Below are 25,813 nucleotides of genomic sequence, written 5' to 3'. Positions count from 1 at the left end.
TGCTCGCCGCATCCCACGGCAACTTTAGAACGCCGCAAAACAACGACGCCCACTCCTCTTTGCAAGGGAGTGGGCGTCGTTCGTATCGGACGTGGATGGAGGTAAGCGCCGACGACACTCCGGGCTACGAGGAGGCCTCCGCCAGTTCCATCCCCCGCTCGGCGAACACCGCCGCTAGGCGGCGGGAGACGAAGGTGCTCCAGTAGCCGTTGGCCACCAGGCCGCGCTCGGTCTGGAAGCGCTTCAGCGCGGCCCCGCTGCGGGGGCCCCACTGCCCGTCCACCCCCGTCGGGCCCAGGTCGTAGCCCAGCTCGGCGAGCGCCGTCTGCCGCTGCGTGACCGTGCAGGTGGGCGTCCACACGTCGTCGATGGCGCGGTCGGGGTAGATGCCGCGCAGCACGCGGGCAAACGGAAATCCGCTCACGTCCACCTTGTAGCCGGGGCACAGGTCGTGGTGGCCGTGGTGGTCGTCCGGCCCGATGTGCGGCCAGCGCTCCACGATCTCGCGGCCGATGGAGATCATCATCGCCACCTGCTCGCCGGTCCACGGCTGCACGCGGATGGGCTTGCCGTCGGGCGTGGCGGTCTCGATCCAGTCGTCGCCCACCATGTCGTCGGCCGTGGCGTAGCCGATGTTCACCGTCTCCACGCCGATGGTGGAGCGCGAGCCCTTGTAGTCGGGCGACCCCAGCGGGCGCCCGTCCCAGCGCAGCGTCTGGTTCAGCCCCGCGTGCCACGAGCGGTTCTCCAGCGTCACGTAGCGGTCCACGCCCTCGTCGTAGCCGCGCCCGATGCCGTAGTGCGCGCTCGCCTCGCCCCTGCGCTCCGCGTTGCGCCCGCCCAGCAGCCGCCGGCAGAGCTCCAGGTCCCACGTGACCGTCCAGTGCCAGGTCACGCCCAGCGGGCGGCCGCCGATGGACTCGGGCCAGCCGGCGCTCACCGCCTGCCCGTCTTCCAGCGGGATGAGTGCGCTCTCGTCGATGCGGAACGGCAGGTCGGCCATGGCAACGGAAAGGCCGCCCGGGGCGGCCGCTTGGGTCGGGGTCATGCTGCTGTGCTGCGCGGGTGGTGCCGGTGAGCCGGGCGGAGGCGGGGTCCGGGCGGCGGGCTGGCGAAAGATGCTCGTGCCGGCGGGGCGCGTCAACGCTCACCCCGTGCGAGTTTTCACCTGTTTCCGCCGCGCGCCAGACGTTCCGCCGCGCCACCAGTCTGGCTGGATCTCACGCGGAGGCGCGGAGGCGTGCTGGTCAGGCGTCGTCCGGATGGCGGGGGAGGGCAGGGGAAAGGAGATGGAGATCGGGGACGCGGCGCGACGCTCTTCGCAGGCGCGCGGCGGCCCGGGCGAACACGGCGGCGGAGAGGGCGAGGACGAGCGCCGCGGGAAGGGCGACGCGCGGATGCGTGGCCGGCTCGAAGTCGGGGAAGGTGCCGCCGAACGCCAGCACGCCCACGTTCCACGCGAAGTGCAGCAGCATCCCCGCCCAGATGGAGCGCGTGACCCACGCCGTGTATCCCAGCGCCACGCCACCGATCACCCGGATCGGCACGCCGCCGGGGTCGAAGTGCGCCAGCGCGAACAGCACCGCGGTGACGCCGATGGCCCACGCGGGCCCAAAGCGGCGCTCCAATGGGCGCTGGATCCATCCGCGGAAGGCGAACTCCTCGGTCAGCGGCGCCAGCCCGGCGATCAGCATCACCAGCACCAGCGTGCCGCCGGGGCGGTCGCCGTACTCCAGGATCTGGCGCGGCAGCGGCCGGTCGTGCGCGAGGTGGAGCGAGGTGAGCAGCATCCACATCGCCAGGGCGCCGGCCGACATCACGGGCGCCAGCACCGCCAGCCACGGCCACGCGCCGCGCGGAACGGGGCGGACGCGCGCGGTGGCCCGGGCGCGGGCGGTGGTCCACCCCTGCGGCGCGGCGTGGCACCACAGGAACATCACCGCGACCGCGGTCAGCCAGAACATCGCCAGGCGCGGCGGTATCACCAGGAACGCCGTGGCGCCCACCTGCCACAGGAAGAACAGCAGCGCCGCCACCGCCACATCCCGCAACGAGATCAGGACGATGCGGGGGGTGATGCGGCGAGCTTCGGGACGATTCAAAACGGAGATTCGGGACCGGGCATCGGACGATGGAAATCGAGCGGAAAGATAACGGCCCGGAGCAATGAAGGCGCCTCCCGGATTGAATGGAAGCGCCTCCTGGATCAAAGACGGCTGAAGCCGCAGCGCCGCGGCATCAACGACGAGAAGCCTGCCGCGCAGGCCGGTATTCGCGTGCGGAAATCGGCCCGCGCCGTGAGTTCTGCTGTTGAAGCCTCGCGCAGTTTGCGAGGCTTTCCGTGGTTGTTACCGCGACTTCTTCAGTCGCCTTTATGAGAGCGGCGATCTCCACCGAGACGTTCGCCGCCGTCCTAGATCCTCGCGCCCAGCAGCTGCTGCAGCCGGTCGCGCCGCGCGCGGCTGAGGCGCAATTCGCTGCCGTCGCGCATGATCACCACGTACTCGCCGTGGAAGAGCGGCTGCAGCTCCTTCACGCTGGCCAGGTTCACGATGGTCGACCGGTGGATGCGGAAGAAGCGGCGCGGGTCCAGCCGCTTCTCCAGGTCGGCGATGGGCTCGCGCAGCACGTGCACCGCGCCGCCCGCGTGGATGCGCACCACGTAGTCCGCCGCCTCGATCCAGTCCACCGTCTGCACGTCCAGAAGCGTCACGCGGCTGTTCTTCTTCACCACGATCCGCTCGGCGAACCGCGGCGCGTCGGCCGTCTCCGCCACGGCGGACGGCGAAATCGTCGTTGCCGGGAGATGCGGGGCAGGGGAGTCCGGCGACAGCATCCGCGCCAGCCGCGACGCCAGCTCGCGCACCCGCCCGTCGCCGATGCGGGCGCGGGCGCGGGCCAGCGCGCGGGCAAAGCGCTCGTCGTCGAACGGCTTCAGCAGGTAGTCGGCGGCCTCGGCGTCGAAGGCGCGGACGGCGTGCTCGTCGAAGGCGGTGACGAAGATCACGGCGGGCGTGCGCTCCGGCCCCAGCGCGTTCAGCACCTCGAAGCCGTCCATCTCCGGCATCTGCACGTCCAGGAAAACCAGGTCGGGCTGTGTCGCCGCGATCGCGTCCAGCGCCTCGGCGCCGTTCCCCGCCTCGGCCACGACCTCCACGCCGGCCTCCGGCTGCAGCAGCACGCGCAGGGTGCGGCGCGCCAGCGGCTCGTCGTCCACGATCACCACGCGGACGGGCGCCTGCGGCTCAGGCATCGGCGGTCGCGAGGCGCAGCGGAATCTCGACCAGCGCCACGGCGCCGCCATCTTCCCCCGCCGCCAGCACGAAGCGGTGGCGGGCGCCGTACAGGTGCGCCAGCCGCTCGCGCGTGTTGGCCAGGCCCACGCCGCGGCGGCCGTTCGCCTTCGGGCCCGGGCCGTCGTCGGTCACGCGCAGGCGCAGCATCCCGCCGGCGTGCGTCACCTCCATGTGCACCAGGCCGGCGGCGGCGCGCGCCTCAACGCCGTGGCGGATGGCGTTCTCCACCAGCGGCTGCAAGATCAGGTTGGGCACCAGCGCGTCCAGCGGCGCATCCGCGGCCACGTCGATCACCACGCGCAGCCGGTCCTCGAAGCGGATCCCCTCCACCTCCAGGTAGCGCCGCGCGAAGTCCAGCTCCTCGCGCAGTGGCACCTCCTGCGCGTCGCGGTTGCGCAGCGCGATGCGCAGCAGGTCGCTCAATCCCACGAGCATCCGGATCGCCGCCTGGTCCTCCTTCACGCGGATGAGCGAGGCGACGGCGTGCAGGGTGTTGAACAGGAAGTGGGGATGGATCTGCATCTCCAGCGCCTGCAGCCGCGCCTTCAGCAGCTCGCTCTCCAGCGCCGCCTCGCGCTCGCGCTTCTCGGCCAGCGCGCGGTTGTACTGAACCGCGTGGGCGATGCCGACCACCGCGGCGTAGCTGAACACGTTGATGAACAGCTTGGCGAAGAAGCGCTCGGCCAGCGTGCCGCGGTAGCCGCCCAGCAGCGGCCCGAACACCACGTCGCCGCCCAGGTCCAGCACCGCGAAGCCGAGCGCGAACGCCGCGTGCAGCCCCAGGTTTCGCACGCGGATGCCGCGCTCCAGCGGGAAGCGCGCGGCCAGCCAGAACATCGGCGGGGTGAACGCCGCCCACAGCCACACGCTCTCCAGGTTCCACGCCACGTAGCGCAACCCGGGGAACGGCTGCCCGCCGAAGAGCGCGGCCAGGTAGCTCTGCGTGAGCCCGAACGCGCCCACCAGCGTCCACGCCGCGAACATCAGCCCCACCTCGGCCCAGCGCACCGCGAAGCGCGGCCGGGCGGCGGCATCCGCGCGCGCGGTCGTGGCGCAGTCGGGCGTCCCGGCGAGGGCAAGGCTCATCGAAAACAGCTTCGGGAGATGGGGATACGGCTGCGAACCGGGAACGGTAACCATCCTCCGATCGGGTGGTCAACCGACGTGCAGCCAGATGCCGGATGCGTGCAGCGAAATGGAGATTGCCGATCTCACGAGAGCAAAAGAGGTCGCGGAGAACCTGGGATCCGTCCTCCGCGACCTCGGTGCGAGACCTCTGGATTCAGGGCCGCGGCGCGGGGGTCGGCGTGGCGCCGGACAGCTCGTCGATGCGGCGCTGGACCTGCGGGTTCTGCGGGTCCTTCTGCTGCGCCATGCGGTAGCGCACCAGCGCCTTGTCGCGCTCGCCGCGCTGGCGGTACACCTCGGCCAGCGCGAAGTCCACCTGGCCGGAGTTGGGATAGAACTCGCTGTTCATCTCCAGCAGCGCCGCGGCCTCGGCCGTCTTCCCCTGCCCGGCCAGTCGTCGGGCGAGATCCGTCACCGTCCCCTCGCTGAAGTCGTAGCGCCCGGACGCCAGCTGGTGCTCGCGCAGGTCGCGGTAGCGCGCGATGGCCGCCGGCGCGCCGCCGCTGTCGATGGCCGCCTGCAGCACCCGGTCCAGCGTGGTGGGAACGGGGAGGCCGCGGTGGCAGGTGATGCATCCCACGCCCACCGGCGGATCGCGGCGGTGCGGCACGTTGGGCAGCACCTGCGCGTTCAGGTCGCGCGTCATGCGCATCATGAAGCGCGCCTTCTCCTTGGGCACCCTGTCGTCCGACGCGAAGTTCATCGTCTCGCGCCCGCCGGGCTGCGCGGCCGGCGTGGCCACGTGGCAGTAGGTGCAGCGCACCCCCAGGCTGTTGGAGAAGTTGCGCATGATGGCCACCAGCGAGTCGCGCGGGATGTCCTTCGGCAGCACCTTCAGGTTCTCGAAGTGATCCGGGATCTGCGCGTGCAGCGGCTGTGCGGCGAGCAGCGCGGCGGCGAGCGGCACCAGCGCGAGCGGACGGATTCGGCGCATGCGGTTGCCCTGGCGTGGGGTGTTCGTCGTTGCAACGGAGGACTCGGAAGATGCAACCGCAGAACGCGTGCGCGCCAGATTTTCCTGGCGGCGAGTGGCGCTCCTCCCCGCTGCTCATGCCGCTACCCCCGAATGAATTCGGGGGCAACAACCGCACGAAGTCCCTGCGGGACTGCTCTCCAGCATTGGAGCGACGCACCGACGCGCGTGCTCCCGCTGAGTTCTCCCCCTCTCCCGCGGAGCGGGCGGAGGGGGCCGGGGGAGGGGGCTGCATGGCGGGCAGGATGCATCCCTGTCGCACCGCCGCTGCTTCGCCCGCCCCGAGCTCCGCGCTCAGGACCTGGCCGCGGGATGAGGGTCGCCGGGGTGCGGGTTCCGCGCGACCACGCGCTGGTACGCCGCCAGCAACTCCGCGCGGCCCAGGCTTCCGAGCAGGCGCCCGGTCTCCGCGTCGATCACGGGGAGCGAGCCCACGCCGCGGACGCCCATCTTCCGCATCGCCTCGAGCAGCGTGTCGGCGGGGGTGACGCACTCGGCCGGGTTGGCGAGGTCGGCGGCGAGGAGGACCGCTCCCAGCGACGGCGCCTCGCGGGCGGCGCGGGCCAGCTCGGCGACGGTCACGATCCCCAGCAGCGCCCCGTCTTCCTCCACCACCGGGTACTCGGTGCGGTCCGCGCGGCCGAGCTGCTCCATCAGGTGGTCCAGCGTCGCGTCCGCGCGGATCCAGGGGGCGGCGCGGTCGTACACGTCGTCCACGCGCACGCCGGCCAGCACGTCGCGGTCGGTGCCGTGCTCCAGGTGCTCGCCGCGCCGCCGCAGCCAGCCGCTGTACAGCGAGTCCGGCTCCACGTGCCGCGCCACCACCGTGGCGATCACCGTGGCCATCATCAGCGGCAGCACGATGGCGTAGTCGTTCGTCATCTCGAACACGATCAGGATGGCCGTGATCGGCGCCTGCGTGGCCGCGCCCACCACCGCCCCCATCCCCACCAGCGCGTACGCCTCGGGGTGCAGCCCCAGCCGCGGGAAGAGCTGCGTCATCAGCACCCCGTACGCGCCCCCGGTCGCCGCGCCGATGTACAGCGACGGGGTGAACACGCCGCCCGTCCCCCCGCTCCCCATCGTCAGCGACGTCGCCACGATCTTTCCCAGCGCCAGCAGCGCCAGCGTGGTCCACGCCATCCGCCCGAACACCTGCACCCGCACGGCCAGGTGCCCGTATCCCACCAGCATCCCGCCACTCATCCACACGATCAGCCCCACGATCAGCCCGCCCAGCACCGGCAGCATCCACGGCCGCAGCCGCAGCCGCTTCGCCACCGTCTCCACGCCGAAGAAGGTGCGCACGTAGAGGACGGAGACGAGCCCCGCCACCACGCCCAGCAGCGGGTAGAAGAGGATGACCTCGCGGCGCAGGGTGAAGCCGTACTGCGCGGGGATGGGGAACGCGGGGTGATTGCCCAGGAAGGCGCGCGAGACGACCGCGGCGAGCACGGCCGCGACCACCACGGGCGGGAAGGCGGCCACGCCGAGCGAGCCCAGCACCTCCTCCAGCGCGAAGAAGGCGCCCGCCAGCGGCGCGTTGAAGCTGGCGCTGATCCCCGCCGCCGCGCCGGCGCCCACCAGCACCTTCACCCGCTCGGGGTCGAAGCGGAAGGCGCGGCCCAGGACGGATCCCACCGTGGCCCCCAGCACCGCCACCGGCCCCTCGCTCCCCGCCGAGCCGCCGGCGCCCAGCGTCACCGCCGAGGCCAGCGTGCGGAAGAGCGCGGGGCGCGCGGGGATCTCGCCCTGTCGGCGGGCCACGGCCAGCTGCACCGCCGCCACGTTCTCGCCGCCCTCGCGGCCGCGCAGCGAGCGCACGATCGCCCACGCCGCCGCCAGCCCCGCGGCGGTGATGAGGGGGCGGTAGATGGCCAGCACGCCGCGCCCCAGCACGTTCCCCGTCCACCGGTAGAACACGGTGAAGGCCAGGTCGATGCAGCGGTAGAAGGCGACCACGCCGAAGGCGCCGACCAGCCCGATGGCCACCGCGAAGGCCAGCAGGATGGCGTTCTCGCTCAGCTCGCGGCGGTTGAACCAGTCCACGAACGCCAGCCACCCGCGCGCCGCCCGCGCCTGCCCCGCCTCGACCCCGCGGGCCAGGCGCCGGGCCGTGTGCGCCGCCCGCCGTCCGCCGCGGTGCGCGCGCCGCATCGCTCGCCGCCGCCACTCGCGCCGCCGCCGCGCCTGCGCCGCCACGAGGGACGGGACTTCGGCAGATGCGTCCCCCGCCGCGATCCCCGCCTCCTCCGCGCCGGGGGCGGATCCGGGCACGCCGAAGCTCCGCGGCTCGACCTCGTCGTCCGCGGGCGGATGCGTGGGGCGGGGGGATTCCTCGCCGTCTCCTGGTTCTTCCTCGACCACCGGCTGATCTCCGGACCTCGTTCCGCAGCGGGCGATGCACGGATCACTCCGGAGCCGCGGACAAAGGGCTCCCATACGCCCGCCCTGGGGGAGAGTTCCCCCACATCCGGCTTTCGAGATTCCGGATCTGGTACAAAGGGCGGCGATCCCAAGACTACATCAGCATCCCTCGAGCGCCGGGATGCCGGGGAGCAGTCCCGCAGGGACTTCGTGCTGTTGTTGCCTGCGAATTCATTCGCCTTCAGGAGCTTTCAGCGGCCTCCAGCGGCCTTCCGATCCTTCGATCGGCCCTCGATCCCCCTCGCTCTCCCTACCCCCGCAACCCGCACCGCGGCGTGGACGTGCTCCGCTGCACGGTGATGAACGCGCGCTTCTGCACCAGCGATGCGAACACGCCCACGCCGCCGCCCACCACGGTGGAGATGCGCACCTGGCCGGACGGGTTGAAGCTGCCGCCGCGCGCGCTGGTCACCCAGTTGCGGTCCGCCGCCGACACCGTGGCCAGCATGATCGTCCCCGCGGGAAACCCGTGCGCCACCGCGGTCAGCAGCTCGTCGCTGTAGTTGAATCGCTCGAACACCCCGTACTCCGTAGGCAGCACGATGGTGGTGTCCGTCTCCGACACCGACACGCCGCGCAGCTCCAGCGGATCGGGAACGAAGAAGGGCACATCTCCCAGCCCTTCCCGCAGCCGCGTCACGCGGATGGCGGACAGGTACCCCGCCGCGCCGGCGGAGCGCGTCCACAGCATGTTCAGCGCGCTGTCCGGCGCCAGCGAGCACGGGGGCGTGTCGAACGGCCCCCGCATCGGCGGCACCGTGCGCACCTCGAAGTCGCCGGGAACGTGCGTGCGCCCCTGAATCACCCGCCCGTCCGCCGTCTCCACCCGCAGGTCGTAGGTGCCGCCGGGGTGCACCCACGCATCCTCGCCCGCGGACGACGAGTAGCAGGTGCCGTGGAAGCCGAGCGAGTCGGCGCCGGTGTACACGGGGTCCACCTGGAAGCAGTTCGGCACGTCCTCGTGGAAGCGGTGCCCAACGCCCGCCTCGTCCGTCACCGTCACCGCCGCGCCCGGCACCCCCGCGGCCTCGTGCCCCTGCAGCGAGCGGTGCAGCAGGATCTGCTGGAGCTGGACATCGGCGTAGAGCACGCCTTCGACCACCACCACGTCCTCGCCCGGCTCGGTGACCACCTCGGCCAGGTCGCACCCCGCCGATGCCAGCAGGAGCGCGAAAATCGCCATCGCCCCAACGCGTCTCGTCCCCCCGCGTGAAAACATCCGGGCTCTCCCCTTTGTGCCGCATGGTGCCGCAAACGAGTTCATCATACTAGATTAGCGGCAGCGGCGCCGCCGGACGACGGCCGCCGCCCTCCGCGGTCCCCCTCCACAGGCAGCCTCGCATGGACATCACCGCCCTCCCCGGCACCGAATCCGAAGCCGAAAGCGACGCCCCCGCCGGGCCGCACGGCACCATCGAGATCCCCGGCCCCATCGTGGGCTCGCTCGCCCGCTCGGCCTCGGTGGAAGAGGACGAGTTCATGGACGACTACCTGTGGGCGGTGAACGGGTACATCAACGACCACATCCGCTTCTCCGACACCAAGGCGGGGTCGGTGATCGTGCTGGCGGGCGCGGTGCTCAGCCTGCTGTACGGCGGCGGGCTGCAGCGCATGTTCGCCAACCGCCCGTTCTCGGAGTGGACGGTCACGTCGGTGTCCGCGCTCCTCGCCTTCCTGGCGCTGGGCGCCGCCGTGCTGACCGCCGCGTGGTCCATGCGGCCGCGGCTGGTGCGCGTGCACACCACCGGCTTCATCTTCTGGGAAAGCGTGCTGGCCCACGGCTCGGCCGACGCGTTCGTCAAGGCGCTGAACGGCCAGAGCCGCCAGCAGCTGCTCGACCACCTGTCGACCCAGATCTACCACGTGAGCTTGGTGTGCAGCCGCAAGTTCCTGTGGGTGGCGCGCTCCATCCAGCTCTGCCTGGCCGGCGCGCTCCTGGCCGCCGTCGTCCTCGTCTTCCGCTGACGCGCTGAAGTCCCGCGTCTCCCGGACGAGACAGGGAAGTGACAGGATCGATCGAAAGGCAGGGCGATGCGGAATCACCCTCCGCGTCTCCGCGTGAGATCCAGCGATGCCGCGCCGGAGCGGAAACATCGGACCGGACGAAAGGCCGACGAAAGACGAGGGGCGAACCGCAATCCGGTCCGCCCCTCGTCTCGTCGGTGGATGACGACGATCCTACGCCGCCACGCGCTCGCCCAGCGTCGCCACGTCCTGCGAGCGGATCGGCCGGCCGACGCTCAACAGGTCGACCACGCGGTCGGGGGACGGCAGATACTTCAGCGCGGTCGCCCGCATCCCCAGCAGCAGGTTCACCGTCACCAGCGTTCCCGGCACCTCGGTGCGCGAGAGCATCGAGGAGAGCTGCGCGCGGGTGTTGTCCTGGAAGTTGCGCGCGACGATCACCAGCGTGTCGGGCATCTCCTCCACCGCCGCCTCCACGGTCTTCGCCGCGGGCCCGCCGATCGTGAACTGCACCGCGGGATAGGCCAGCACGATCCCCTCGCGCCCGCCCACCGAGAAGCGCACCGCGCCTTCGGGCCCCACGTCCTCGATGCGCGCGTTGCCGGTCAGGTCCTCCACCACCCGCCCGATCCGCCCGCGGAACTCGTCGGCCACCAGCGGCCCCTTCAGTGAGAGCGAGCGCAGCGACTCGGCGAACCAGCGGTCCGCGTCGAAGTGGCGGTAGCAGGGAAGCAGCCGCCGCGCCGTGGGCACGTCCACGAAGCCCGTGGCCGCCAGCGCGTCGAGGAGCGCGTCGCCTTCCAGGTGGGGCGCGTGCGCGGCCACGTGCCGAAGCGCCGCCTCCATGCGCTGCCCGTCGTCGCCCGTGACCAGGGCGGGAACGGGAATGCGGAGCGCGTGCGCGAGGTTGCCGAACCAGATCATCGATGCATCCGTGTACTGCCGTTCAATGCCGGGGAGAAGCTGGCTTGGACTATGCCGCACCCCGCCCGCGCCGTCAAGGGAGCCCGCGTGCGGCTTGACACCGGGAGCGCGCCGCGCAGATTCGGGAGCGTCCCGACGCCATCACCGTACCCCGCACCCCACCGAACGTGCGACGTCCGTTTCCGGCCGCAGCCGCCGCCCTGCTCGTCGCCCTCGCCGGCTGCGACCTCATGAAGGTGGAGCGCACGCCGCGCAGCTTCTACACGCAGCGCGACCCGGCCCGCATCGACCAGCAGGAGGCCGCCAGCGAGATCCGGGCGCGCGTCCGCAACTTCGCCGAGGAGATGGGGCGGGGGAACCGCGCGCGGGCCATGACCGCCATCAACCCCACCGAGGACGTGCTGGTGATCGGCTCCGACGCGGCGGGCGGGGTGGCGCGCATCGGCGTCCGCGGGCTGGCGGCGGCGCTCGACAGCGTTCCCGTGCCCGCGCCGGCGGTGGCGCGCACGCCGGACCTGCGGGTGGAAGTGGGGCTCAGGGAGCAGACGGGGTGGTTCTCCACCCCCATCCAGTTCATCGGCGCGGCGAGCAGCGCGCCCGACCAGTGGCTGCGCGCCTCGGGGGTGTTCTCGCAGGACCGGGGGGATTGGAAGCTGGTGCAGATCCACCTCTCGCGCGCCTACGTGGCCCCCGCCACCACGCGGGCCGACAGCGCGCGCCGCGACACCGCGGCGAACGATTCTACTGGCCGCCGCCCGGGTCCGCGGGGCGCGCGGACGCCGAGTCGGTCGCGGGAATAGATCCCGGCGGCAGGCGGATCACCTCGGGCTCGCCCCCCCATCCCACCGGCCGCGTCATCGGCGCGTAGTCGATCCCCGGCTGGAAGGCCAGCATCTCGTGCATGGCCCCGTCGAACGCGGCGCGGTCGATCCGCCCCCCCTCCAGCAGCCGCCGCAGCACCTCGTTGCGGCGCGCGCCCACCGCCCCCGGGCTGGCCTGCGGGTTCACCAGCCGCGGCGGCAGCATCATCCCCGCCAGCGTGGCCGCCTCGCTCAGCGTCAGCTGCCGCGCGTCCTTGCCGAAGAACTCCTGCGCCGCGTGCTGCACCCCGTACACCCGCCAGTCGCCCGCCTTCCCCAGGTAGATGCGGTTCAGGTAGTACTCCACCATCTGCGCGCGAGAGAGCCGTGCCTCGGTGAGCGGCACCATGAAGGCGCGCCACGCCTGGTCGTCCACCCCGCCGCGCAGCCGCTGCACCTGCGTCACCAGGTCCACCGTCATCCGCGGCCGATCCTGCCGCCCGTACGGCGACAGGCGCTGGAAGGCCGAGGTGTCCACCACCGTCATGAACGCGTCGGGCACGTAGCGCGGCAGGTCGCGGGCGCGCACCCAGTCGGGCCGGCGGCGCGCCTGCGTGTACTGGCCCAGCAGCCCGCGGTCCAGGCGCGAGCTGGCCATCACGGCAAAGATGATCATGACGATCACGATCACCCCGCCCGCGATCAGCAGCAGGATCAGCGAGCCGCGGTGCTCGCCTCCCAGGCGCGTGCGCTCGGGTACGTCGCGCGTCCACCGTCCGGTCCGCGGCGCGCCCCCCAGTGCCTTGGGCTTCGTCTTTCCCAGCTTCAAGCGCGTCCTCCGGCTCCCCCGAGCCCGGTCGGTGTATATCCCTGCGGAGCGGCGTCCAGGGGGCAAAAACTATTCCCCCCACGCCGCTTGCGCGAGGTTGCCCCCGGCCGCGGGCGGGGTTAGCCTTCACCGCCGCCTGATCGGCGGGCGCACGCCGTACCCCGTACTCTCGCATATCCGTTGCCGGTGGAGCAGAACTACTTCCGCCGCGGCTTCGGCCTCCGCAAGGAGATCGAGCCGCTCATCCGGTCCGAGTACCACAGCGCGCTGGTGGACCGCATCCGCGCGCACGGCTACGAGGAGACGTACGGCCACGGCCGCGAGCAGGTGACCGTGCGGCTGGCCGAGGAGTTCGGCTTCTGCTACGGCGTGGACCGCGCGGTGGACTACGCCTACGAGACGCGGGTGAAGTTCCCCGACCGGCGCGTCTTCCTTCTCGGCGAGATCATCCACAACCCGCACGTGAACCGCCGGTTGACGGAGATGGGCGTTGTCTTCCTCCACGCGGACGAGGGCGGGCGCTTCGACTTCTCCGCGCTCGGCCCCGACGACGTGGTGATCCTCCCCGCCTTCGGCGCCACCGTCGAGGACTTCCGCCGGCTGCAGGAGACCGGCGCCATCCTGGTCGACACCACCTGCGGCAGCGTGCTGAACGTGTGGAAGCGCGTGGAGCAGTACGCGCGCGACGGCTTCACCGCGCTGGTCCACGGCAAGCACTACCACGAGGAGACGCGCGCCACGGCCAGCCAGGTGTACCGCTGGCCCGAGGGGCGCTTCCTGGTGGTGCGCGACATGGCCGAGGCGCGGCTGGTGATGGACTACATCGAGGGGAAGCCGGGGGCGCTCACGCGCGAGGCCTTCCTGGAGCACTTCCGCGAGAAGAGCTCGCCCGGCTTCGACCCCGACCTGCACCTGCAGCGGATCGGCGTGGCCAACCAGACCACCATGCTCTCGGGCGATTCGCTCGCCATCGCCGCCGAGGTGGGGAAGGCGCTGGAGCGGCGGTACGGGGGAGATGCGGGGTACGACGCGGCGCAGCGCTTCCGCTCGTTCGACACCATCTGCTCGGCCACGCAGGAGCGGCAGGACGCGGTGGTGAAGCTGGTGGACGACGAGGCCCGCAAGCCCGACGTGATGCTGGTGATCGGCGGCTACAACTCGTCGAACACCAACCACCTGGCGGTGATCTGCTCGCGCAGCACCGTCACCTACCACATCGCCGACGCGCGCTGCATCGACCCGGAGCGGCGCACCATCCGCTTCAAGCCCAGCGGCACCCCCTTCGACGCGCCCGAGATGGAAGCCGAGGACTGGCTCCCCGACGGCCCGCTGGTCGTGGGCCTCACCGCCGGCGCGTCCACGCCGAACAACAAGATCGGCGAAGCGGTCGAGCTCCTCCTCCGCACCCGCGGCATCCCCCTCGAGGAGCCCGCCGCGGCCGCGTGAGGCCGCCTTCGGCGGAGTACGAGAGTACGAGAGTACGAGAGTACGAGAGTACGAAACAGCGACGGGCGGCCGATTGGCCGCCCGCTTCGTTTGCGCATCGATCCAGATCCCGCGCCGGATCGTACTTCCGTACTTTCGTACTCTCTTACTTCTCAGCTCACTCCGGCGCGCTGCTGGGCCTCTTCCGCCGTCCCCACGATCTCCGGGAAGATGACCTTGAAGATCTCGAAGATCTCGGGGTCGAACGAGCCCACGTCGTCCTCCATGATCGCCAGCGCCTCCTCGGGGGTGAGCTGGCGCCGGTAGCTGCGCGCCGTCGTCAGCGCGTCGAACACGTCCGCGATGCGCAGGATCCGCGCGGAGAGCGGGATGGTGTGGGCGGTGAGCCCGTCAGGGTAGCCGCGCCCGTCCCAGCGCTCGTGGTGCGAGCGCACCATGGGGCGGATGTCCCACGGGAACTCCACCGGCGCCAGCATCTCGTCGCCGATCACGGGGTGGCGCTCCATGATGGCGCGCTCCTCGTCGGTCAGGCGCCCGGGCTTGTTCAGGATCTCCTCGGGCACCTCGGTCTTCCCCAGGTCGTGCAGGAACGCGCCCATGCGGAACCACACGATCTCGCGCTCCTCCATCCCCGCCTCGGCGGCCAGCCGGCAGGCGTACTCGGCCACCCGCTCGCAGTGCCCGCTCGTGTACCGGTCCTTCGCCTCGATCGACTCGCCCCAGAACCGCACGAGGGAGAGGAAATCGTTCTCCAGCTTGGAGATGCGCTCGCCGATGTCGGCCTGGTGGCGCTCGGCCTCGAGCGTCATGAACAGCGAACGGGCGCGGTTCAGCTCCTCCAGCGCCTCGCGGTTCCGGTTCAGCGCCCGCAGCACCAGCGCCAGCTCGCGGTGCGACTCGGCCTCGCCCAGCGGGTAGCGGGCCTCGCTGGCGATCTGGATCGCCTGCCGCAGGTACACCTCGGCCAGGTGAAGCTTGCTGACCGAGCGGTGGATCACGCCGTAGCATTTCATCGCCACCGCGCGCCCCTCCGCGTCGCCCATGCGGCTGAACGTCTCGTACGCCTCGTCGCAGCTCTCCCGGGCCCGCTCGGGCTCGCCGCGCGCCAGGAACATCTCCGAGCGGTTGATGTGCACCGTGCCGGCGGTGCCCACGTCGCCCGTCTTGCCGCAGAGCTCCAGGGAGCGCCGGAAGAACGAGTCCGCCTCCTCGAAGCGCTGCAGGTCCACGTGCAGCATCCCGATGTTGGTCAGCGCCTGCGCGCAGCCGCGCAGGTGCCCCGCCCGCTCCATGTACTCCAGCCCCGCCGTGTAGCGCTCCAGCGCCTCGGCGAAGTCGCCGCGGATCGAGGCGATGATCCCCAGGTTCTGCTCGATCTCGCCCAGCGTGCGCTGGTCGCCCGCCACGCGGGCGGCCTCGCGGGCCGCGCCGTAGCTCTCCTGCGCGGCGGCCAGGTCGCCGTGGCTCAGGTGGAGGATGCCCAGGCCGTTCAGGGCGCGCGCCTCGCGGCTCGCGTCGCCCTGCAGCACCGCCACCACCAGCGCCAGCTCCAGCACCTCGGTGGCCAGCTCGTCGCGCCCGGCGGCCCGGTGTCCGTGCCCTTCCTTGGTGATGACCTCCAGCAGGGACTCGGCGTGCCCGGCGCCCAGCGCCTCGGTGAATGCCTGGGCATAGCACCGCTGCGCCGCATCGCGCTCGCCCACGAGCTCGTGCAGTGTGGCTTCCTCGAGCAGCTCGCCGCAGCGGGGCAGGATCACGGGTACGACCTTCGGCCAAATCGACGTCAAACGGAAAAGGGCGCCCGCCGCAGCGTGGCGCCCTGTGCTGCCCGCGCACCCTCGGCGAGGGTGCGCACTACGGGCGGACGGACTTCCGCCCGCTCAGGAACCCGCGTAGGCGTACTTCGAAAAGTGCGGGAGCGTGGCGCGGATGCGGTTGCCGCCGAGATCGCTGGTGGTCAGCACCTGCTCGATCTGCCCGGTCGCGTCGTTCAGGTACACCACAGCCGTCCGGTTGAGCCCCGACACGTCGGCCCCGCGCGGGTCCAGCGTCAGCACCGGCTGCCGCCCGGCCGGAAACACCAGCCCGTGCGGCTGGATCTCCACGCCCACGACCTCCGGATCGTCCGTCACCGTGATCTGCGTGGGCGAAGCCAGCGCACCGGCGGGAAAGGTCAGCGTCTGCCCGGCCGGCGTGGTGATGGAGCCGCCGCGCGCGTCGATCACCGCCGAGGAACCCCCGCCCGAAACGTCGAAGCGCACGCTGCTGGAGCGGTGGACGACCTGCAGCGGCGCGGAAGGCGACGACGGGCTCTCGGCGCACCCGCCGATGGCGATGAGGATGCCCGCGAGGGCGGTGGCAGCGGCGCGGAAACTGGTCTTGGACATCGGTGACAACTCCGTAACTCGGTGTTTATGCGCGAGGGCGGGGATACGATTCAGGACATGTTGTAGGCTGATTGCACCACACTGTACGATGACGGGCGAACCCTGTCAACACTTACGGGTTGGACCGAAAGCCCCTCCGCGTGCAAGGCGCCACCAATAGTAACCGCCCGCCGAGACGTGTCCCGGCGGGCGCTGTATGCCTCCGCAAATCGCTTGCAAACACCCGGACGGGAGCGGCGCGCCGGGATGCCCGCTCCCGCCGCGCCGCCGCGTCCGTCGTCAATGGTGCGCGGGCGGGCCCGCCAGCACCCTGAAGTTGTGGTTCAGCACCGCCCAGATGCACCCCACGCCGGCGATGGCCAGGAAGCTCCCGGTCAGGAAGTACGCCACCACCGCGCCTCCGCGCCCGATCGTGCTCCAGCTCTGCGCGGCCACGAAGGCGGTAACGGCCAGCGCCAGCAGCGAAAGGCCCACGACCACCCCCACCGCGAGGCCGGCCAGGCGCATGGTGCCCTCGCTGACCTCCGGCATCCCGATGGCCGAGGGCCCGCGCGGGCGCGGGTTGGCGTCGGCCCAGGCGCGGTAGCGCGCGCGGACGGTCTCGTCGGTGCGTTCGGGCTCGGGGTTGCGCGTGCTCATGACTGGTGGCTCAGCGCGAAGACGTAGGCGGCCAGGGCGCGCACCTGCGCGTCGTCGAAGTTGCCCCCGCCCTTGGGCGGCATGGGCGCGGGGTGCTCCCTGGGCTGCGGCACGCCGTGGGTGATGGTGGCCACGATCTCCGGGTACGCCCCGGTGATGTTGATCCACTTGGCGTCGCTCAGCGTGGGGCAGGTGGTGGTGCCCGCGCCCGCGGGGCCGTGGCACCCGGCGCACACGGTGCCGAACAGGTCCTGCCCCTGGTCCACCATGGCCTGCGTCACGCCGGCGGGCAGGTTCTTCGCCGCCAGGCGCGCCTGCGCGGCGCCGGCCAGCCCGCCGGCGGGAACCGGGGGCGGGTCGGGGTTGGTGGCCTGGGGGATGGCGGGCGTCTCGCGGTACGAAACGCGGTCGTACCCGTAGTCGCCGCCGGGGTGGCACCCCGCGGCAGCCAGCGCCAGCGCGGCCAGCAGCGCCGCGCGCGCAAGGCCGGAAGTGGGTCGAAGCATCGGTCTCTGGTCTCCTGTCGGTCCGGGGCGACAAAAGAACGCGGCCGCCCGCCCCGCGCAAGGGCGTTTCCCGCCCCGGGCGTACGGAAGCGCGCGGCTCCCGGGCCGGTCCCCGGACATCCGTCCTCCTCCCGCATCCCCGTCCATCGTCGTCACGGCGCGTCCCCTGAGCCGGTCTCGGCGGCGGCCTGGCGGGCGGCGCGCTTCAGGCGCTCGACCATGGCGTTCAGGCCGTTCTCGCGCGCCTGCAGCCCGATCTTCCCCATCACCTGGCGCACGAAGTCGGGGGGGATGGCGAGCGTGGTGGCGGGCGGCTGCCCGTTCAGCGCGTCGAAGAGCATGGCCAGCAGCGCGCGGATGGCGGCGCTCTCGCGGGGAACGTCGGCGTGGAAGTACATCTTTCCGTCCTGCACCTCGGGGAAGATGGCCACCGGCGTCTGGCACTCGTGCACGCGGTACTGCGCCGCGTCCAGCCCCTGGAAGCGCTCGGGAAGGGGCGGCAGCTTGTTGGCGTACTGCACCAGCGCCTGCCGCGTCATGTCGGGCGACAGCATGGCGAAGCGGCGCAGGATGCGCTCGATCGACGGCGGGATCCCCGCCGTGGAAGCCTGTTCGGTCATCGGAGTCGATTCGCTGCAGGGTGTGGGCCGGAATATATGCAGGCCGGGAAGAAGTGCGGGAGTGCGGGAGTGCGGGAGTGCGCTGGAACAGCGACGAGGGCGGCAGCGCCGACCGAGAGCAGGACGCACTCACGCACTTCCCTGGCAGACGCGCGAAGGGCGGCCCCGTGCGGGGACCGCCCTTCGAAACTTCCACCCGGCCGCCTCAGCGCGCAGGCGGATGGATCTGCATCACAGCGTGCTGAGCGTGGTGCTGTACTTGGCGTTGATGCGCAGCGCGAGCTCCCGCGCGATCAGCAGGTGCGCCGCCGAGCTGGGGTGCACGCCGTCGTACGAGATCAGCGTGCCGAAGAAGTTGGGCGCCGCGAAGGTCGCCGTGGGCCCCGTCGGGGGAACCGGGCAGCTGGTGAGCACCGCCCCCTGGATGGCCGCCGCGCTCCCCGTGGCGAGCGCCGCCGGCAGCGCCTGGCACTTGCGCACCTGGTTGAAGCGCGCCGTGCCGTTGATGGTGACCGTGCGCGCCAGCTCGGGGCGCAGGATGTCCATCGGGTTCACGTACAACCAGCCGTTGGCGTCGGCCGCGGCCTTCAGCGCCGCGTTGTACGCCGCGATGCGCGCGCCCAGCACCGCCCGCTCGGCCGCGTCCAGCAGGAAGGTGCCACCCTGGGCGGAGGCCGGGTCGCAGTTGATCTCCGGCAGCGCGCTGGAGACGATCTGGAACGACACCAGGTTGAACGCCAGCGGGTTGGGCGTGCCCAGCGCCGTCACCGGCGAGCAGTTGGCGTTCACCGGCTTGCCGTTGAACTTGCCCGCCGCGTCGCGCGACAGGAAGAAGTACGCGCCCGGCTGCAGCAGCGGCGAGGCGCTGTCGGCGAACACCACCCCGATGAGCACCGCGCCCTGCGCGCCCGACTGCTTGATGGCGTTGGCCAGCTGCGTGACGCTGGCCTGGAACGGCGCCAGCCGCGTGAGGTTGCTGTCGGCGCCGGCAGCCAGCGGCCCCAGCGTGCCCGAGAGCGCCGCCGAGAGCGCGTCGTTGTTGCCGATCCACGCCGACACGAAGGTGGGCTGCGCGTCGAGCATGGCCTGCACCTCGGTCTTCCCGCCGGTGATCAGCGAGTACAGCTGCGCGATCTGGCCGCCGGGGATCTGGAACAGGTCGGCGATGCGCACCCCTGGCACGGCGACGTTGCCCGGAGCCGGCGAGTGCGCCGAGTCCACGCGCACGCAGGTGCTGGCCGCGGTCGACGGGGTGAGCGGCGCCGTCATCAGCGGCGGGCACCCGGGACGGGCGAACAGCGGCTGGTTGAAGGGCGTCCCGGCGCGCTGCGCCAGCAGGTTGGGATACGAGTTGCGCTGCGTGGAGTCCACGATCCCCGCCGACTGGAACCCGGCCGTGATCGAGTTGCCCAGCGACACGTACCGCGCGAACAGCGCGCCGCCGTTGGCCGGGGTCTGCAGGGTGGTGAGCTCGTCACCGTCGCCCACGCACGCGCCCAGCGCCATGGCGGCCAGCGCGGCCACGGCAAGGAAGGGGCGTTTGTTTGCCACTCTCATGCGTCTCTCCTGGGGGTTGTCTTGCATTTCCATATGTTTACCGGACGAGCGGAACGGACGCGGCGTCACTGGCCGCTGCCGCCGTTGCCGAAGTGGTACGACAGCGTGAAGCCGAAGGTCTGGCCGGTGGCCGAGTACACGCCCACCAGCGGCTCGTCGGGGCGCACGGCGCCGCGGCGGTCGGGCTGGTTGATGTACTGGAACGAGAAGTCGGCCGTGAGCGCCCGCGTGGCGCGGAACCCGATCCCCGCCGTGTAGTAGTTGCGCTCGCCCTCGGGAAGGAAGGGCGTGGCGCGCGGCGTGGCGGCGGTGTTGTACCGGTACCCCAGGCGGAACGCCAGCGCGTCGCTGTACTCGAACTCGGCGGCCGCGCGGAAGGTGTTGGTGTCGCGGTAGTTCAGCGTCAGCGTGTCCAGCCCGCGGTTCTCGAAGTCCAGCACGAAGCGGTTGAAGCTGCTCCACCCGGTGCGCTGGTAGTCGAACATCAGGTTCAGCACCTCCACCGGGCGGAAGCTGATGCCCGCCGTGACCTGGCTGGGGAAGGTGATGCTGGTGGCGATGCCCTGGTCGCTGAGCGGCCCGCCGGCGGCGAACTGCGCCGCCAGCAGCGGGTCGAACAGCGTGCCGGTGGGGATCTGCGTGAAGTCGGCGGTGCCGTCCAGGTCCACCTTGGCGCGGTGCAGGTAGCGGATGCCCAGGTGCGTACGGTCGCTCACCCGCAGCAGCGCGCCCACGTGCCCGGTCACCGCGTTGCCGCTCCCCTTCAGCACGGCGTCGGCGATGTCGGTGCCGCGCAGCCCCACCGTGGGAGCGTCGGCGCGCTGGTGCACCTCGATGGTGCTGTGCACCACGTCCAGCCCCGCGCCCACCGACAGCCAGCCGGGGATGATCTCGTAGCTCAGCGTGGGCTGCAGGTAGTACGCGCGCAGCGAGTTGTCGTACCCCGTGTAGCGCCCCTCGAAGTTCGTGGTCCCCGCGGCGGTGCACTGCGCGGTGGTCTGGCCGGCGTCGCACACCGGCCAGTCCAGCCCCAGCCCGTACGGCGCGAAGGCACCGATGGCCGCGGCCAGCCGCGGCTTCACCTTCACCGACAGGAACACCTGCGGCACCGGCACGATCTCGGTGGAGCGGGTGATGTGGTCCGTGGTGCCCAGCGGCTGCTGTCCGGGATCGTAGGTGAAGTCGCCGCCCGCGCGGATCAGCGTCACGCCGATGCCGAAGTTGCTGCCCTGCGTGGCCAGCGCGCCGGGGCTGAAGTACACGGCCGACCCGTCGTTGCAGGGCGACGCGATGCCGGCACCCACGCGGCCCGACATGCAGGCGCTCTGCTGGTCCACGCTCGAGCCCTGCGCGTGGAGCGGGGTGCCAACCGCGGCGCACGCGAGCGCGGCGGCGCCGGCGATTGCCAGACTTCGTCTCATGCGAGTCTCCTTGGGTGCTGAGCGGTGATGCTCCGGGCAGGAAGGCCCGGAAAGATGTGCGTGCGGAGTGATGCTTTTTCTGGATGGGCCGGGTATCGACGCGCAGCACGATACATCGCGGGCACCCGGTTACGCAAGCACGGAACTCCGCGTCACCACACGGCTTCCGACGTTCGCGGCGCGTCCGGGCGCTGAGCGGCGCTCACCGGCCGGCGGCCGCGACCACCAGCGTGCCCGCCGCGTTCGCCAGCGCCACGCAGTTGGCGGCCACGAACACGGGGTTCTTCAGCCGCAGCGAATACACCAGGAACAGCAGGCTGGCCAGCGTCTGCATCCCGAAGAAAAGCGGGTCCACCTCGTCCGGGCCCTGCGTCAGCGCCTTCACGAAGGTGTAGGTGAGCGACGCCGCCAGCGCCAGGCACGCCACCCATCCCACCATCTTCACTCCCATCCGGTCCGACGCGCGCCGGCTCGGTGTCTTCCCCATTCCCCCTCCGCGGTGTTCGCCGCCAGATGTTCACGGCGCGGCGGGCGTGATGCAGGGCCCGTTCCGCGGGAGCACCCGGTCTCGCACTTTCCGTCGACGACAGTCAGGGCAGGGAAGGGGGACGATCGGAAGAGGTGATTCGGCATCATCCAGGTTCGATCCCCATTCCTCGCGCTTCGATGCCGATCAGTCTTCAACGGATCGGAGATGAAGATCGATCATCCTACCTCCATCTCCCGATCCGCTCCGAGTCTTACATCCGGCGGGGGATTTCGTTAGATTGATGAGAACCGTTCTCAACCAGAGGCCTGCATGAGCGTTCAGACCGTGGCGACCACATTCCGGCAGATCTCCGAGACCGAGCGGGGCGAGCGCGCCCGCCGCGCGGCCGCGGGGGCGCTGGTGCTCGCCTGCGTGGAGAACGCGCGCGCCGGCACGCTGGACGAGTTCAGCCTCCGCCGCGCCCGCCGCGAGGCCGAGGCGCTGGAGAAGTCGCCCGAGAAGTCCATCCTCCTGCGCCTGCTGATGGTGGCCGAGGCCGCGGCGCCGGACGAGCCCCGGATGGCGGCGGCGCTCGTCTCCTACGCCTGCGAGCTGGAGCGCACCCGGCGCCTTTCCGAGGCGGACGCGGCGGTGACGCTGGCGTTCGTGCTGGATGGCGCGGGCTCGGCCACGGCGCTTCACGCCGCGCGCCTCGCCCGCAAGCTGGGCGACCGCGAGCGCGCGCTGGCGCTGTACTGCGCCGCGCGCGAGCTGGACGGCGGCAGCGGCATCATCGCGCGCCTGGCGCAGGTCGGCGAGGCGGTCGTGTCCGCCGACCCCGTCCGCGCGCTGGGCCGCGCCATCCGCCGCGCACTGCAGGCCGGCGACGCCGAGGCCGCCGCGGTGGGGCTGGAGGAGCGCGCCGCGGCCCGCCGCAGCGCGGGCGACCGCCGTGGCGCCGCGCGCGACCTGGTGCTGGCCGCCGGGCGCTTCACCGACGCCGTGGACCGCGCGCGCGTGGCCCACGAGCTCGCCGGCGTCACCCTGGCCGCGGGCGACGCGGAAGCCGCCCGTGAGGCGCTGCAGTTGGCCCTCGCATGGGGCGATGCGCCGCAGCAGGACCACGCCCGCACACGCCTGCATACCCTCGCGCGCGACCTGGGCGACCAGGTGGGGATGCGCCGCTGGCGCTCGTTCAAGCGCCCGCCGCTCGTCTCCATGTCCGCGTACCGCGCCGCGCCCGCGAACCCGTCGCTCGCGCCGCGCCTCCTCCGCTGGCGCGAGTCGCTGGCGGCCGCAGAAGCCTGATTCGGTCGTGATCGGGGGACAAGAAAAGGCGCGGAAGCCGGGCTTCCGCGCCTTTTCGCTTCCATCCGCGCCGGATCTGCGCTAAACTTGAAGCATCCTCCCACCACAGATCCACATCTCCACACCACCCGGAGCATGCAAAAGCTCTTCTGGACCATCGGCGCCACCGTCGGCGGCTGGGCCGGCTGGGCGCTCGGCGAGCCCATGGGAATGATGACGGCGGCGCTGCTCAGCGCGGTCGGCACCGGCGTAGGCATCTACGCCGCCTACCGCATCATCCGCGATTACTTCTGAGTTCTTCTGATGATTGGCTCAGCCAATCATCATTCCAAAGAATAGCGGCGCACCATCGCTGATGCGCCGCCTAAAGTCTGTGATCCCTCCGGCTTACCGCTCCACCTGCACCCCGCGCCAGAACGCCACGTGCCCGGCGATGTTGCTCGCGGCGGGCTTGGGATCGGGGTAGTACCAGGCCGCGTCCGCGTTCTCCTCCCCGTCCACGGCCAGCGAGTAGTAGCTTGCCGTTCCCTTCCACGGACAGACGGTGTGCGTGCCGCTGTCGCGCAGGTATTCGCGCTTCACCGCCTCGGCGGGGAAGTAGACGTTCCCCTCCACGATCTCGAAGGTGTCGCTCTCCGCGATCACCGCTCCGTTCCAGGTCGCCTTCGCCATCATCCCTCCCTTACGGTTTGCCCGCGATCCCGCCCGCGGCCGCGACCACCGAGTCGAGCGCCGCGTACGGCCGCACCGCCCCCGACGCGTCCAGCACGAACGCGCGCTCCGGCATGGGCGCGGAGCCGGGCTGCAGCTGCACCGCCGTCGCAACCAGCGAGCCATCCGCCTGCCCCGCCCAGTCGCGCAGCTCGTAGCCGTCCGGCAGCACGCGCCGGAAGCCGCGCCCGTCCAGCGCGCTCACGTACAGGCTGCGCCGGTCGCGCGAATCGACGCGCCCGTCACCGTTCGAGTCCCCCAGCGCCGCCTCGTACACGATCCACCGCAGCGTGTCGCTCCGCGCGTCCGCCGCCGCCTGTCCCGGGTAGCGCACGTGCGCGATGTACGCCGGACGGTCCAGCAGCAGCCGCGCGCCCCGCGCATCCAGGAACGCCACGTTCACCGCCGGCGCCTCGGGCCCGCGCGCGCTGGACGACGTGTTGCGGTACGTGTACCCCGTCCCGCGCCGGATCACCACGATCCGCGCGTCCGACCCGCGCACCGCCTCCGGCGGATCGTAGCGCAGCGGCGCGGCGGCCTCGGCCCGCGACGAATCCGCGCGCGTCGCCGGCGCGGATGCCGTGTCACCCCCGCCGAGCCCCGCCAGCGCGCCGATCAGCAGGAAGATGCCGCCGGCCACGAGCAGCGCCAGCAGCACCAGGCCGTTGATCAGCCACACCCACCGCAGGATCCGCTCGACGCGCGTCATGGAAGGCCGCGGAGAAGGAGAAGTGTCCGTCACAGCCCGCTCGGGTGGTCGATGAAGGTCCACTCCATCCCGAACCTCGCCGCCAGGTGCGCCGCCAGCGCGCGCACCCCCCACGTCTCCGTCGCGTAATGGCCGCCGAGCAGGAGGTTGATCCCGCCCTCCTCGGCGTCGAAGAAGTTGTGGTGCCGCGCCTCGCCGGTCAGGAACGCGTCCAGCCCCGCCGCCGCGGCCGCCGCGATCTCGTCCGCGCCGCCGCCGGTGATCACCCCCGCGCGGCGGATCCGCTCCGGCCCGCCGGGCACCAGCCGCACCGGCCCGCCCAGCGCCTGCTCCGCCCGCTCGCGCAGCTCGTCGCGGGTGACGTCCAGCTCGCCCCACACGCCCACCGGCGTCCCCTTGTACTCGCCGAAGCTCCCGCGCGGCTCGATCCCCAGCTCCCGCGCCAGGATGGCGTTGTTGCCGACCTCCGGATGGATGTCGAGCGGGAGGTGGGCGGCATAGACGGCAAGGTCCGCGTCCAGGATGGCCTTCAGCCGGCGGTAGCGGCGGCCGGTGAGGGGGCGGTTCCCGTCCCAGAACAGGCCATGGTGCACCAGCAGCAGGTCCGCGCCCCAGCCGATCGCCGCGTCGACGGTCGCCTGCGCCGCGTCCACCGCGCACGCCACCCGGCCGATCTCGCGCGGAGAATCCACCTGCAGCCCGTTCAGCGCGCCACTCCAGTCGGGCACCTCGCGGATGCGCAGCCAGGTGTCCAGGTAGTCAACAAGCTCTGAAAGCCGCATGTGTGGCCGATGTTGGGGTCCTTCCCACAAACAGGTGGAAAACTCGGGTGGAAAACCCGCCCCTCTGCGTGTGGAAAACGCCCAACCCGTGAAAACGCAACGGGTTGGGCGTACTTTGGGCGATTGTGGAAAACTACCCCCAGCTCTGTGGAGTATCCTCGGCCGGACCGGCGGGAAGGGCGCGCGGCGCGGGCTCCTCGCCCAGCATCTGCACCTGCCCGTTGAAGCGGCACCCCTCCTCCAGAACCAGGTGCTGCGCCCGCGCGGAGATCTGTCCCTCGATCCGCGCGGTGGCCTGCAGCTCCAGCCGGCTCTCGGCGATCACCGTGCCCTGCACGCGCCCGCCGATCACCGCGTCCTGGGTGACCACGTCGCCCACCACCTCGCCCTCCTTCCCGATCACCACGGCCTTCCCGGCGCGCACCGTACCCTCGATCCGCCCCTCCACCCGCACCGTGCCCTCGGTCAGCAGGTCGCCGGTGATGCGCATCCCCGGCCCGATGATCGACATCGAGCTCTCGTTGGCCGCGGCCCGCGCCGAGCCGGCCTTGTCTCGCGCCACGCTGTCGTCCTTGCCTTTGAACAGTGCCATCTCGATCCTCGCGAACCGGCTCACACGAACCGCCAACCGCCGGGTTTGGGCGTGTCCCTCCGCTGCGCTCCGGGCCGGGCTGCGCGCGCGGTAGGGCACGATACCACTGTGCCCAACCGCGCCGGGCCGCCGCCGCGCCGGGCTTCCGTGAGAGTCCGCCGCATCGGTGAGCGCGCGGCGCCGTCCCGGCCCTCCGGGCGCGCATCCCTTCTATGAGCACGCGCCGGTGTCAAGGGCCTGGAGGAGGGCAAAACCCGCCTCAGGGGCAGTTGTGCGTCTTTCTGCCCCACTGCGATTCAATGGCACCGCCGCACTGCGGGCCGC

At 71.7% G+C, this 25,813-nt stretch carries 26 protein-coding genes; 5 read left to right on the top strand and 21 right to left on the bottom strand.

What is annotated here, in order from left to right; all coding sequences use genetic code 11:
• Positions 1 to 124: 124 nt before the first annotated feature.
• The 7 genes from VLK66_RS22025 to VLK66_RS21995 form a co-directional block, all read right to left on the bottom strand.
• Positions 125 to 1,048 (bottom strand): peptidoglycan recognition protein family protein, encoded by a 924-nt coding sequence (locus VLK66_RS22025; RefSeq protein ID WP_325311643.1) that lies wholly within the window; start codon positions 1,046 to 1,048, stop codon positions 125 to 127.
• Positions 1,049 to 1,247: 199 nt separating this feature from the next.
• Positions 1,248 to 2,036 (bottom strand): type II CAAX endopeptidase family protein, encoded by a 789-nt coding sequence (locus VLK66_RS22020; protein ID WP_325311642.1) that lies wholly within the window; start codon positions 2,034 to 2,036, stop codon positions 1,248 to 1,250.
• A gap of 377 nt (positions 2,037 to 2,413) precedes the next feature.
• Entirely contained in the window at positions 2,414 to 3,253 is an 840-nt protein-coding gene (locus VLK66_RS22015) for a LytTR family DNA-binding domain-containing protein (RefSeq protein ID WP_325311641.1), read from the bottom strand.
• Positions 3,246 to 4,382 (bottom strand): sensor histidine kinase, encoded by a 1,137-nt coding sequence (locus VLK66_RS22010; RefSeq protein WP_325311640.1) that lies wholly within the window; start codon positions 4,380 to 4,382, stop codon positions 3,246 to 3,248. The genes VLK66_RS22015 and VLK66_RS22010 overlap by 8 nt, the downstream gene beginning before the upstream one ends.
• A gap of 196 nt (positions 4,383 to 4,578) precedes the next feature.
• Positions 4,579 to 5,358 (bottom strand): c-type cytochrome, encoded by a 780-nt coding sequence (locus tag VLK66_RS22005; RefSeq protein WP_325311639.1) that lies wholly within the window; start codon positions 5,356 to 5,358, stop codon positions 4,579 to 4,581.
• Positions 5,359 to 5,691: 333 nt separating this feature from the next.
• On the bottom strand, positions 5,692 to 7,764 hold the full coding sequence (locus tag VLK66_RS22000; RefSeq protein ID WP_325311638.1) for a chloride channel protein: 2,073 nt from the start codon (positions 7,762 to 7,764) through the stop codon (positions 5,692 to 5,694).
• A 310-nt stretch (positions 7,765 to 8,074) separates the two neighbouring features.
• Positions 8,075 to 9,007 carry a DUF4249 family protein gene (locus VLK66_RS21995; protein WP_325311637.1) on the bottom strand — a complete coding sequence of 311 codons (933 nt, stop codon included), beginning with the start codon at positions 9,005 to 9,007 and terminating at the stop codon, positions 8,075 to 8,077.
• 158 nt (positions 9,008 to 9,165) lie between these two features.
• Between VLK66_RS21995 and VLK66_RS21990 the strand changes: the two genes are divergently transcribed.
• Positions 9,166 to 9,789 (top strand): Pycsar system effector family protein, encoded by a 624-nt coding sequence (locus VLK66_RS21990; protein ID WP_325311636.1) that lies wholly within the window; start codon positions 9,166 to 9,168, stop codon positions 9,787 to 9,789.
• Positions 9,790 to 10,002: 213 nt separating this feature from the next.
• On the opposite strand, the gene VLK66_RS21985 is transcribed toward VLK66_RS21990, so the two are convergent.
• Positions 10,003 to 10,713, bottom strand: a complete 711-nt coding sequence (locus VLK66_RS21985; RefSeq protein ID WP_325311635.1) for a hypothetical protein — start codon at positions 10,711 to 10,713, stop codon at positions 10,003 to 10,005.
• 167 nt (positions 10,714 to 10,880) lie between these two features.
• Here VLK66_RS21985 and VLK66_RS21980 point away from each other — a divergent pair, with 167 nt between their 5' ends.
• On the top strand, positions 10,881 to 11,513 hold the full coding sequence (locus VLK66_RS21980) for a nuclear transport factor 2 family protein (protein WP_325311634.1): 633 nt from the start codon (positions 10,881 to 10,883) through the stop codon (positions 11,511 to 11,513).
• Here the strand turns inward: VLK66_RS21980 and VLK66_RS21975 are convergent.
• On the bottom strand, positions 11,455 to 12,342 hold the full coding sequence (locus VLK66_RS21975) for a transglycosylase domain-containing protein (RefSeq protein ID WP_325311633.1): 888 nt from the start codon (positions 12,340 to 12,342) through the stop codon (positions 11,455 to 11,457). The two genes, VLK66_RS21980 and VLK66_RS21975, sit on opposite strands and share 59 nt — an antisense overlap.
• Positions 12,343 to 12,528: 186 nt before the next feature.
• Here VLK66_RS21975 and VLK66_RS21970 point away from each other — a divergent pair, with 186 nt between their 5' ends.
• On the top strand, positions 12,529 to 13,788 hold the full coding sequence (locus VLK66_RS21970; protein ID WP_325311700.1) for a 4-hydroxy-3-methylbut-2-enyl diphosphate reductase: 1,260 nt from the start codon (positions 12,529 to 12,531) through the stop codon (positions 13,786 to 13,788).
• 152 nt (positions 13,789 to 13,940) lie between these two features.
• Here the strand turns inward: VLK66_RS21970 and VLK66_RS21965 are convergent, their stop codons facing one another.
• From VLK66_RS21965 to VLK66_RS21930, 8 genes are all read right to left on the bottom strand, one after another.
• The gene (locus VLK66_RS21965) at positions 13,941 to 15,545 is read right to left on the bottom strand and encodes an HD domain-containing phosphohydrolase (RefSeq protein WP_325311632.1); all 1,605 of its coding nucleotides are present in this window, start codon (positions 15,543 to 15,545) and stop codon (positions 13,941 to 13,943) included.
• 123 nt (positions 15,546 to 15,668) lie between these two features.
• Positions 15,669 to 16,175, bottom strand: a complete 507-nt coding sequence (locus VLK66_RS21960) for a hypothetical protein (RefSeq protein ID WP_325311631.1) — start codon at positions 16,173 to 16,175, stop codon at positions 15,669 to 15,671.
• Between the two features lie 279 nt (positions 16,176 to 16,454).
• Positions 16,455 to 16,814, bottom strand: a complete 360-nt coding sequence (locus tag VLK66_RS21955; protein WP_325311630.1) for a hypothetical protein — start codon at positions 16,812 to 16,814, stop codon at positions 16,455 to 16,457.
• Positions 16,811 to 17,320, bottom strand: a complete 510-nt coding sequence (locus tag VLK66_RS21950; RefSeq protein ID WP_325311629.1) for a cytochrome c — start codon at positions 17,318 to 17,320, stop codon at positions 16,811 to 16,813. The genes VLK66_RS21955 and VLK66_RS21950 overlap by 4 nt, the downstream gene beginning before the upstream one ends.
• 152 nt (positions 17,321 to 17,472) lie before the next feature.
• Positions 17,473 to 17,940 (bottom strand): SufE family protein, encoded by a 468-nt coding sequence (locus VLK66_RS21945; RefSeq protein WP_325311628.1) that lies wholly within the window; start codon positions 17,938 to 17,940, stop codon positions 17,473 to 17,475.
• Between the two features lie 231 nt (positions 17,941 to 18,171).
• On the bottom strand, positions 18,172 to 19,497 hold the full coding sequence (locus tag VLK66_RS21940) for a hypothetical protein (protein WP_325311627.1): 1,326 nt from the start codon (positions 19,495 to 19,497) through the stop codon (positions 18,172 to 18,174).
• A 65-nt stretch (positions 19,498 to 19,562) separates the two neighbouring features.
• Entirely contained in the window at positions 19,563 to 20,918 is a 1,356-nt protein-coding gene (locus VLK66_RS21935; RefSeq protein ID WP_325311626.1) for an OmpP1/FadL family transporter, read from the bottom strand.
• Between the two features lie 202 nt (positions 20,919 to 21,120).
• Complete coding sequence (locus VLK66_RS21930; RefSeq protein ID WP_325311625.1) at positions 21,121 to 21,405, bottom strand: hypothetical protein; 285 nt, start codon at positions 21,403 to 21,405, stop codon at positions 21,121 to 21,123.
• A 312-nt stretch (positions 21,406 to 21,717) separates the two neighbouring features.
• Here VLK66_RS21930 and VLK66_RS21925 point away from each other — a divergent pair, with 312 nt between their 5' ends.
• Together VLK66_RS21925 and VLK66_RS21920 are read left to right on the top strand one after the other, a co-directional pair.
• On the top strand, positions 21,718 to 22,695 hold the full coding sequence (locus tag VLK66_RS21925; protein WP_325311624.1) for a hypothetical protein: 978 nt from the start codon (positions 21,718 to 21,720) through the stop codon (positions 22,693 to 22,695).
• 135 nt (positions 22,696 to 22,830) lie between these two features.
• Positions 22,831 to 22,989 (top strand): hypothetical protein, encoded by a 159-nt coding sequence (locus tag VLK66_RS21920; RefSeq protein ID WP_325311623.1) that lies wholly within the window; start codon positions 22,831 to 22,833, stop codon positions 22,987 to 22,989.
• 93 nt (positions 22,990 to 23,082) lie between these two features.
• Here VLK66_RS21920 and VLK66_RS21915 read toward each other — a convergent pair whose 3' ends face one another.
• From VLK66_RS21915 to VLK66_RS21900, 4 genes are all read right to left on the bottom strand, one after another.
• Positions 23,083 to 23,367, bottom strand: a complete 285-nt coding sequence (locus tag VLK66_RS21915) for a DUF427 domain-containing protein (protein ID WP_325311622.1) — start codon at positions 23,365 to 23,367, stop codon at positions 23,083 to 23,085.
• A 10-nt stretch (positions 23,368 to 23,377) separates the two neighbouring features.
• Positions 23,378 to 24,115, bottom strand: a complete 738-nt coding sequence (locus VLK66_RS21910; protein ID WP_325311621.1) for a hypothetical protein — start codon at positions 24,113 to 24,115, stop codon at positions 23,378 to 23,380.
• A gap of 29 nt (positions 24,116 to 24,144) precedes the next feature.
• A complete protein-coding gene (locus VLK66_RS21905) occupies positions 24,145 to 24,897 on the bottom strand; it encodes a Nif3-like dinuclear metal center hexameric protein (protein WP_325311620.1) in 753 nt (250 codons plus the stop codon).
• 133 nt (positions 24,898 to 25,030) lie between these two features.
• On the bottom strand, positions 25,031 to 25,489 hold the full coding sequence (locus VLK66_RS21900) for a polymer-forming cytoskeletal protein (protein ID WP_325311619.1): 459 nt from the start codon (positions 25,487 to 25,489) through the stop codon (positions 25,031 to 25,033).
• Positions 25,490 to 25,813 lie beyond the last annotated feature (324 nt).

The organism is Longimicrobium sp. (assembly GCF_035474595.1).
GTDB lineage: Bacteria > Gemmatimonadota > Gemmatimonadetes > Longimicrobiales > Longimicrobiaceae > Longimicrobium.
This window is presented reverse-complemented; position numbering and strand designations above follow the sequence as displayed.

Bases quoted from the DNA above. Each gene is read 5' to 3' on its own strand.
- VLK66_RS22025 (WP_325311643.1), bottom strand. From the start codon at position 1,048: ATGACCCCGACCCAAGCGGCCGCCCCGGGCGGCCTTTCCGTTGCCATG.
- VLK66_RS22015 (WP_325311641.1), bottom strand. From the start codon at position 3,253: ATGCCTGAGCCGCAGGCGCCCGTCCGCGTGGTGATCGTGGACGACGAG.
- VLK66_RS22010 (WP_325311640.1), bottom strand. From the start codon at position 4,382: ATGAGCCTTGCCCTCGCCGGGACGCCCGACTGCGCCACGACCGCGCGC.
- VLK66_RS22005 (WP_325311639.1), bottom strand. From the start codon at position 5,358: ATGCGCCGAATCCGTCCGCTCGCGCTGGTGCCGCTCGCCGCCGCGCTG.
- VLK66_RS21995 (WP_325311637.1), bottom strand. From the start codon at position 9,007: ATGGCGATTTTCGCGCTCCTGCTGGCATCGGCGGGGTGCGACCTGGCC.
- VLK66_RS21990 (WP_325311636.1), top strand. From the start codon at position 9,166: ATGGACATCACCGCCCTCCCCGGCACCGAATCCGAAGCCGAAAGCGAC.
- VLK66_RS21985 (WP_325311635.1), bottom strand. From the start codon at position 10,713: ATGATCTGGTTCGGCAACCTCGCGCACGCGCTCCGCATTCCCGTTCCC.
- VLK66_RS21960 (WP_325311631.1), bottom strand. From the start codon at position 16,175: ATGTCCAAGACCAGTTTCCGCGCCGCTGCCACCGCCCTCGCGGGCATC.
- VLK66_RS21955 (WP_325311630.1), bottom strand. From the start codon at position 16,814: ATGAGCACGCGCAACCCCGAGCCCGAACGCACCGACGAGACCGTCCGC.
- VLK66_RS21950 (WP_325311629.1), bottom strand. From the start codon at position 17,320: ATGCTTCGACCCACTTCCGGCCTTGCGCGCGCGGCGCTGCTGGCCGCG.
- VLK66_RS21945 (WP_325311628.1), bottom strand. From the start codon at position 17,940: ATGACCGAACAGGCTTCCACGGCGGGGATCCCGCCGTCGATCGAGCGC.
- VLK66_RS21940 (WP_325311627.1), bottom strand. From the start codon at position 19,497: ATGAGAGTGGCAAACAAACGCCCCTTCCTTGCCGTGGCCGCGCTGGCC.
- VLK66_RS21935 (WP_325311626.1), bottom strand. From the start codon at position 20,918: ATGAGACGAAGTCTGGCAATCGCCGGCGCCGCCGCGCTCGCGTGCGCC.
- VLK66_RS21930 (WP_325311625.1), bottom strand. From the start codon at position 21,405: ATGGGGAAGACACCGAGCCGGCGCGCGTCGGACCGGATGGGAGTGAAG.
- VLK66_RS21925 (WP_325311624.1), top strand. From the start codon at position 21,718: ATGAGCGTTCAGACCGTGGCGACCACATTCCGGCAGATCTCCGAGACC.
- VLK66_RS21920 (WP_325311623.1), top strand. From the start codon at position 22,831: ATGCAAAAGCTCTTCTGGACCATCGGCGCCACCGTCGGCGGCTGGGCC.
- VLK66_RS21915 (WP_325311622.1), bottom strand. From the start codon at position 23,367: ATGGCGAAGGCGACCTGGAACGGAGCGGTGATCGCGGAGAGCGACACC.
- VLK66_RS21910 (WP_325311621.1), bottom strand. From the start codon at position 24,115: ATGACGCGCGTCGAGCGGATCCTGCGGTGGGTGTGGCTGATCAACGGC.
- VLK66_RS21905 (WP_325311620.1), bottom strand. From the start codon at position 24,897: ATGCGGCTTTCAGAGCTTGTTGACTACCTGGACACCTGGCTGCGCATC.
- VLK66_RS21900 (WP_325311619.1), bottom strand. From the start codon at position 25,489: ATGGCACTGTTCAAAGGCAAGGACGACAGCGTGGCGCGAGACAAGGCC.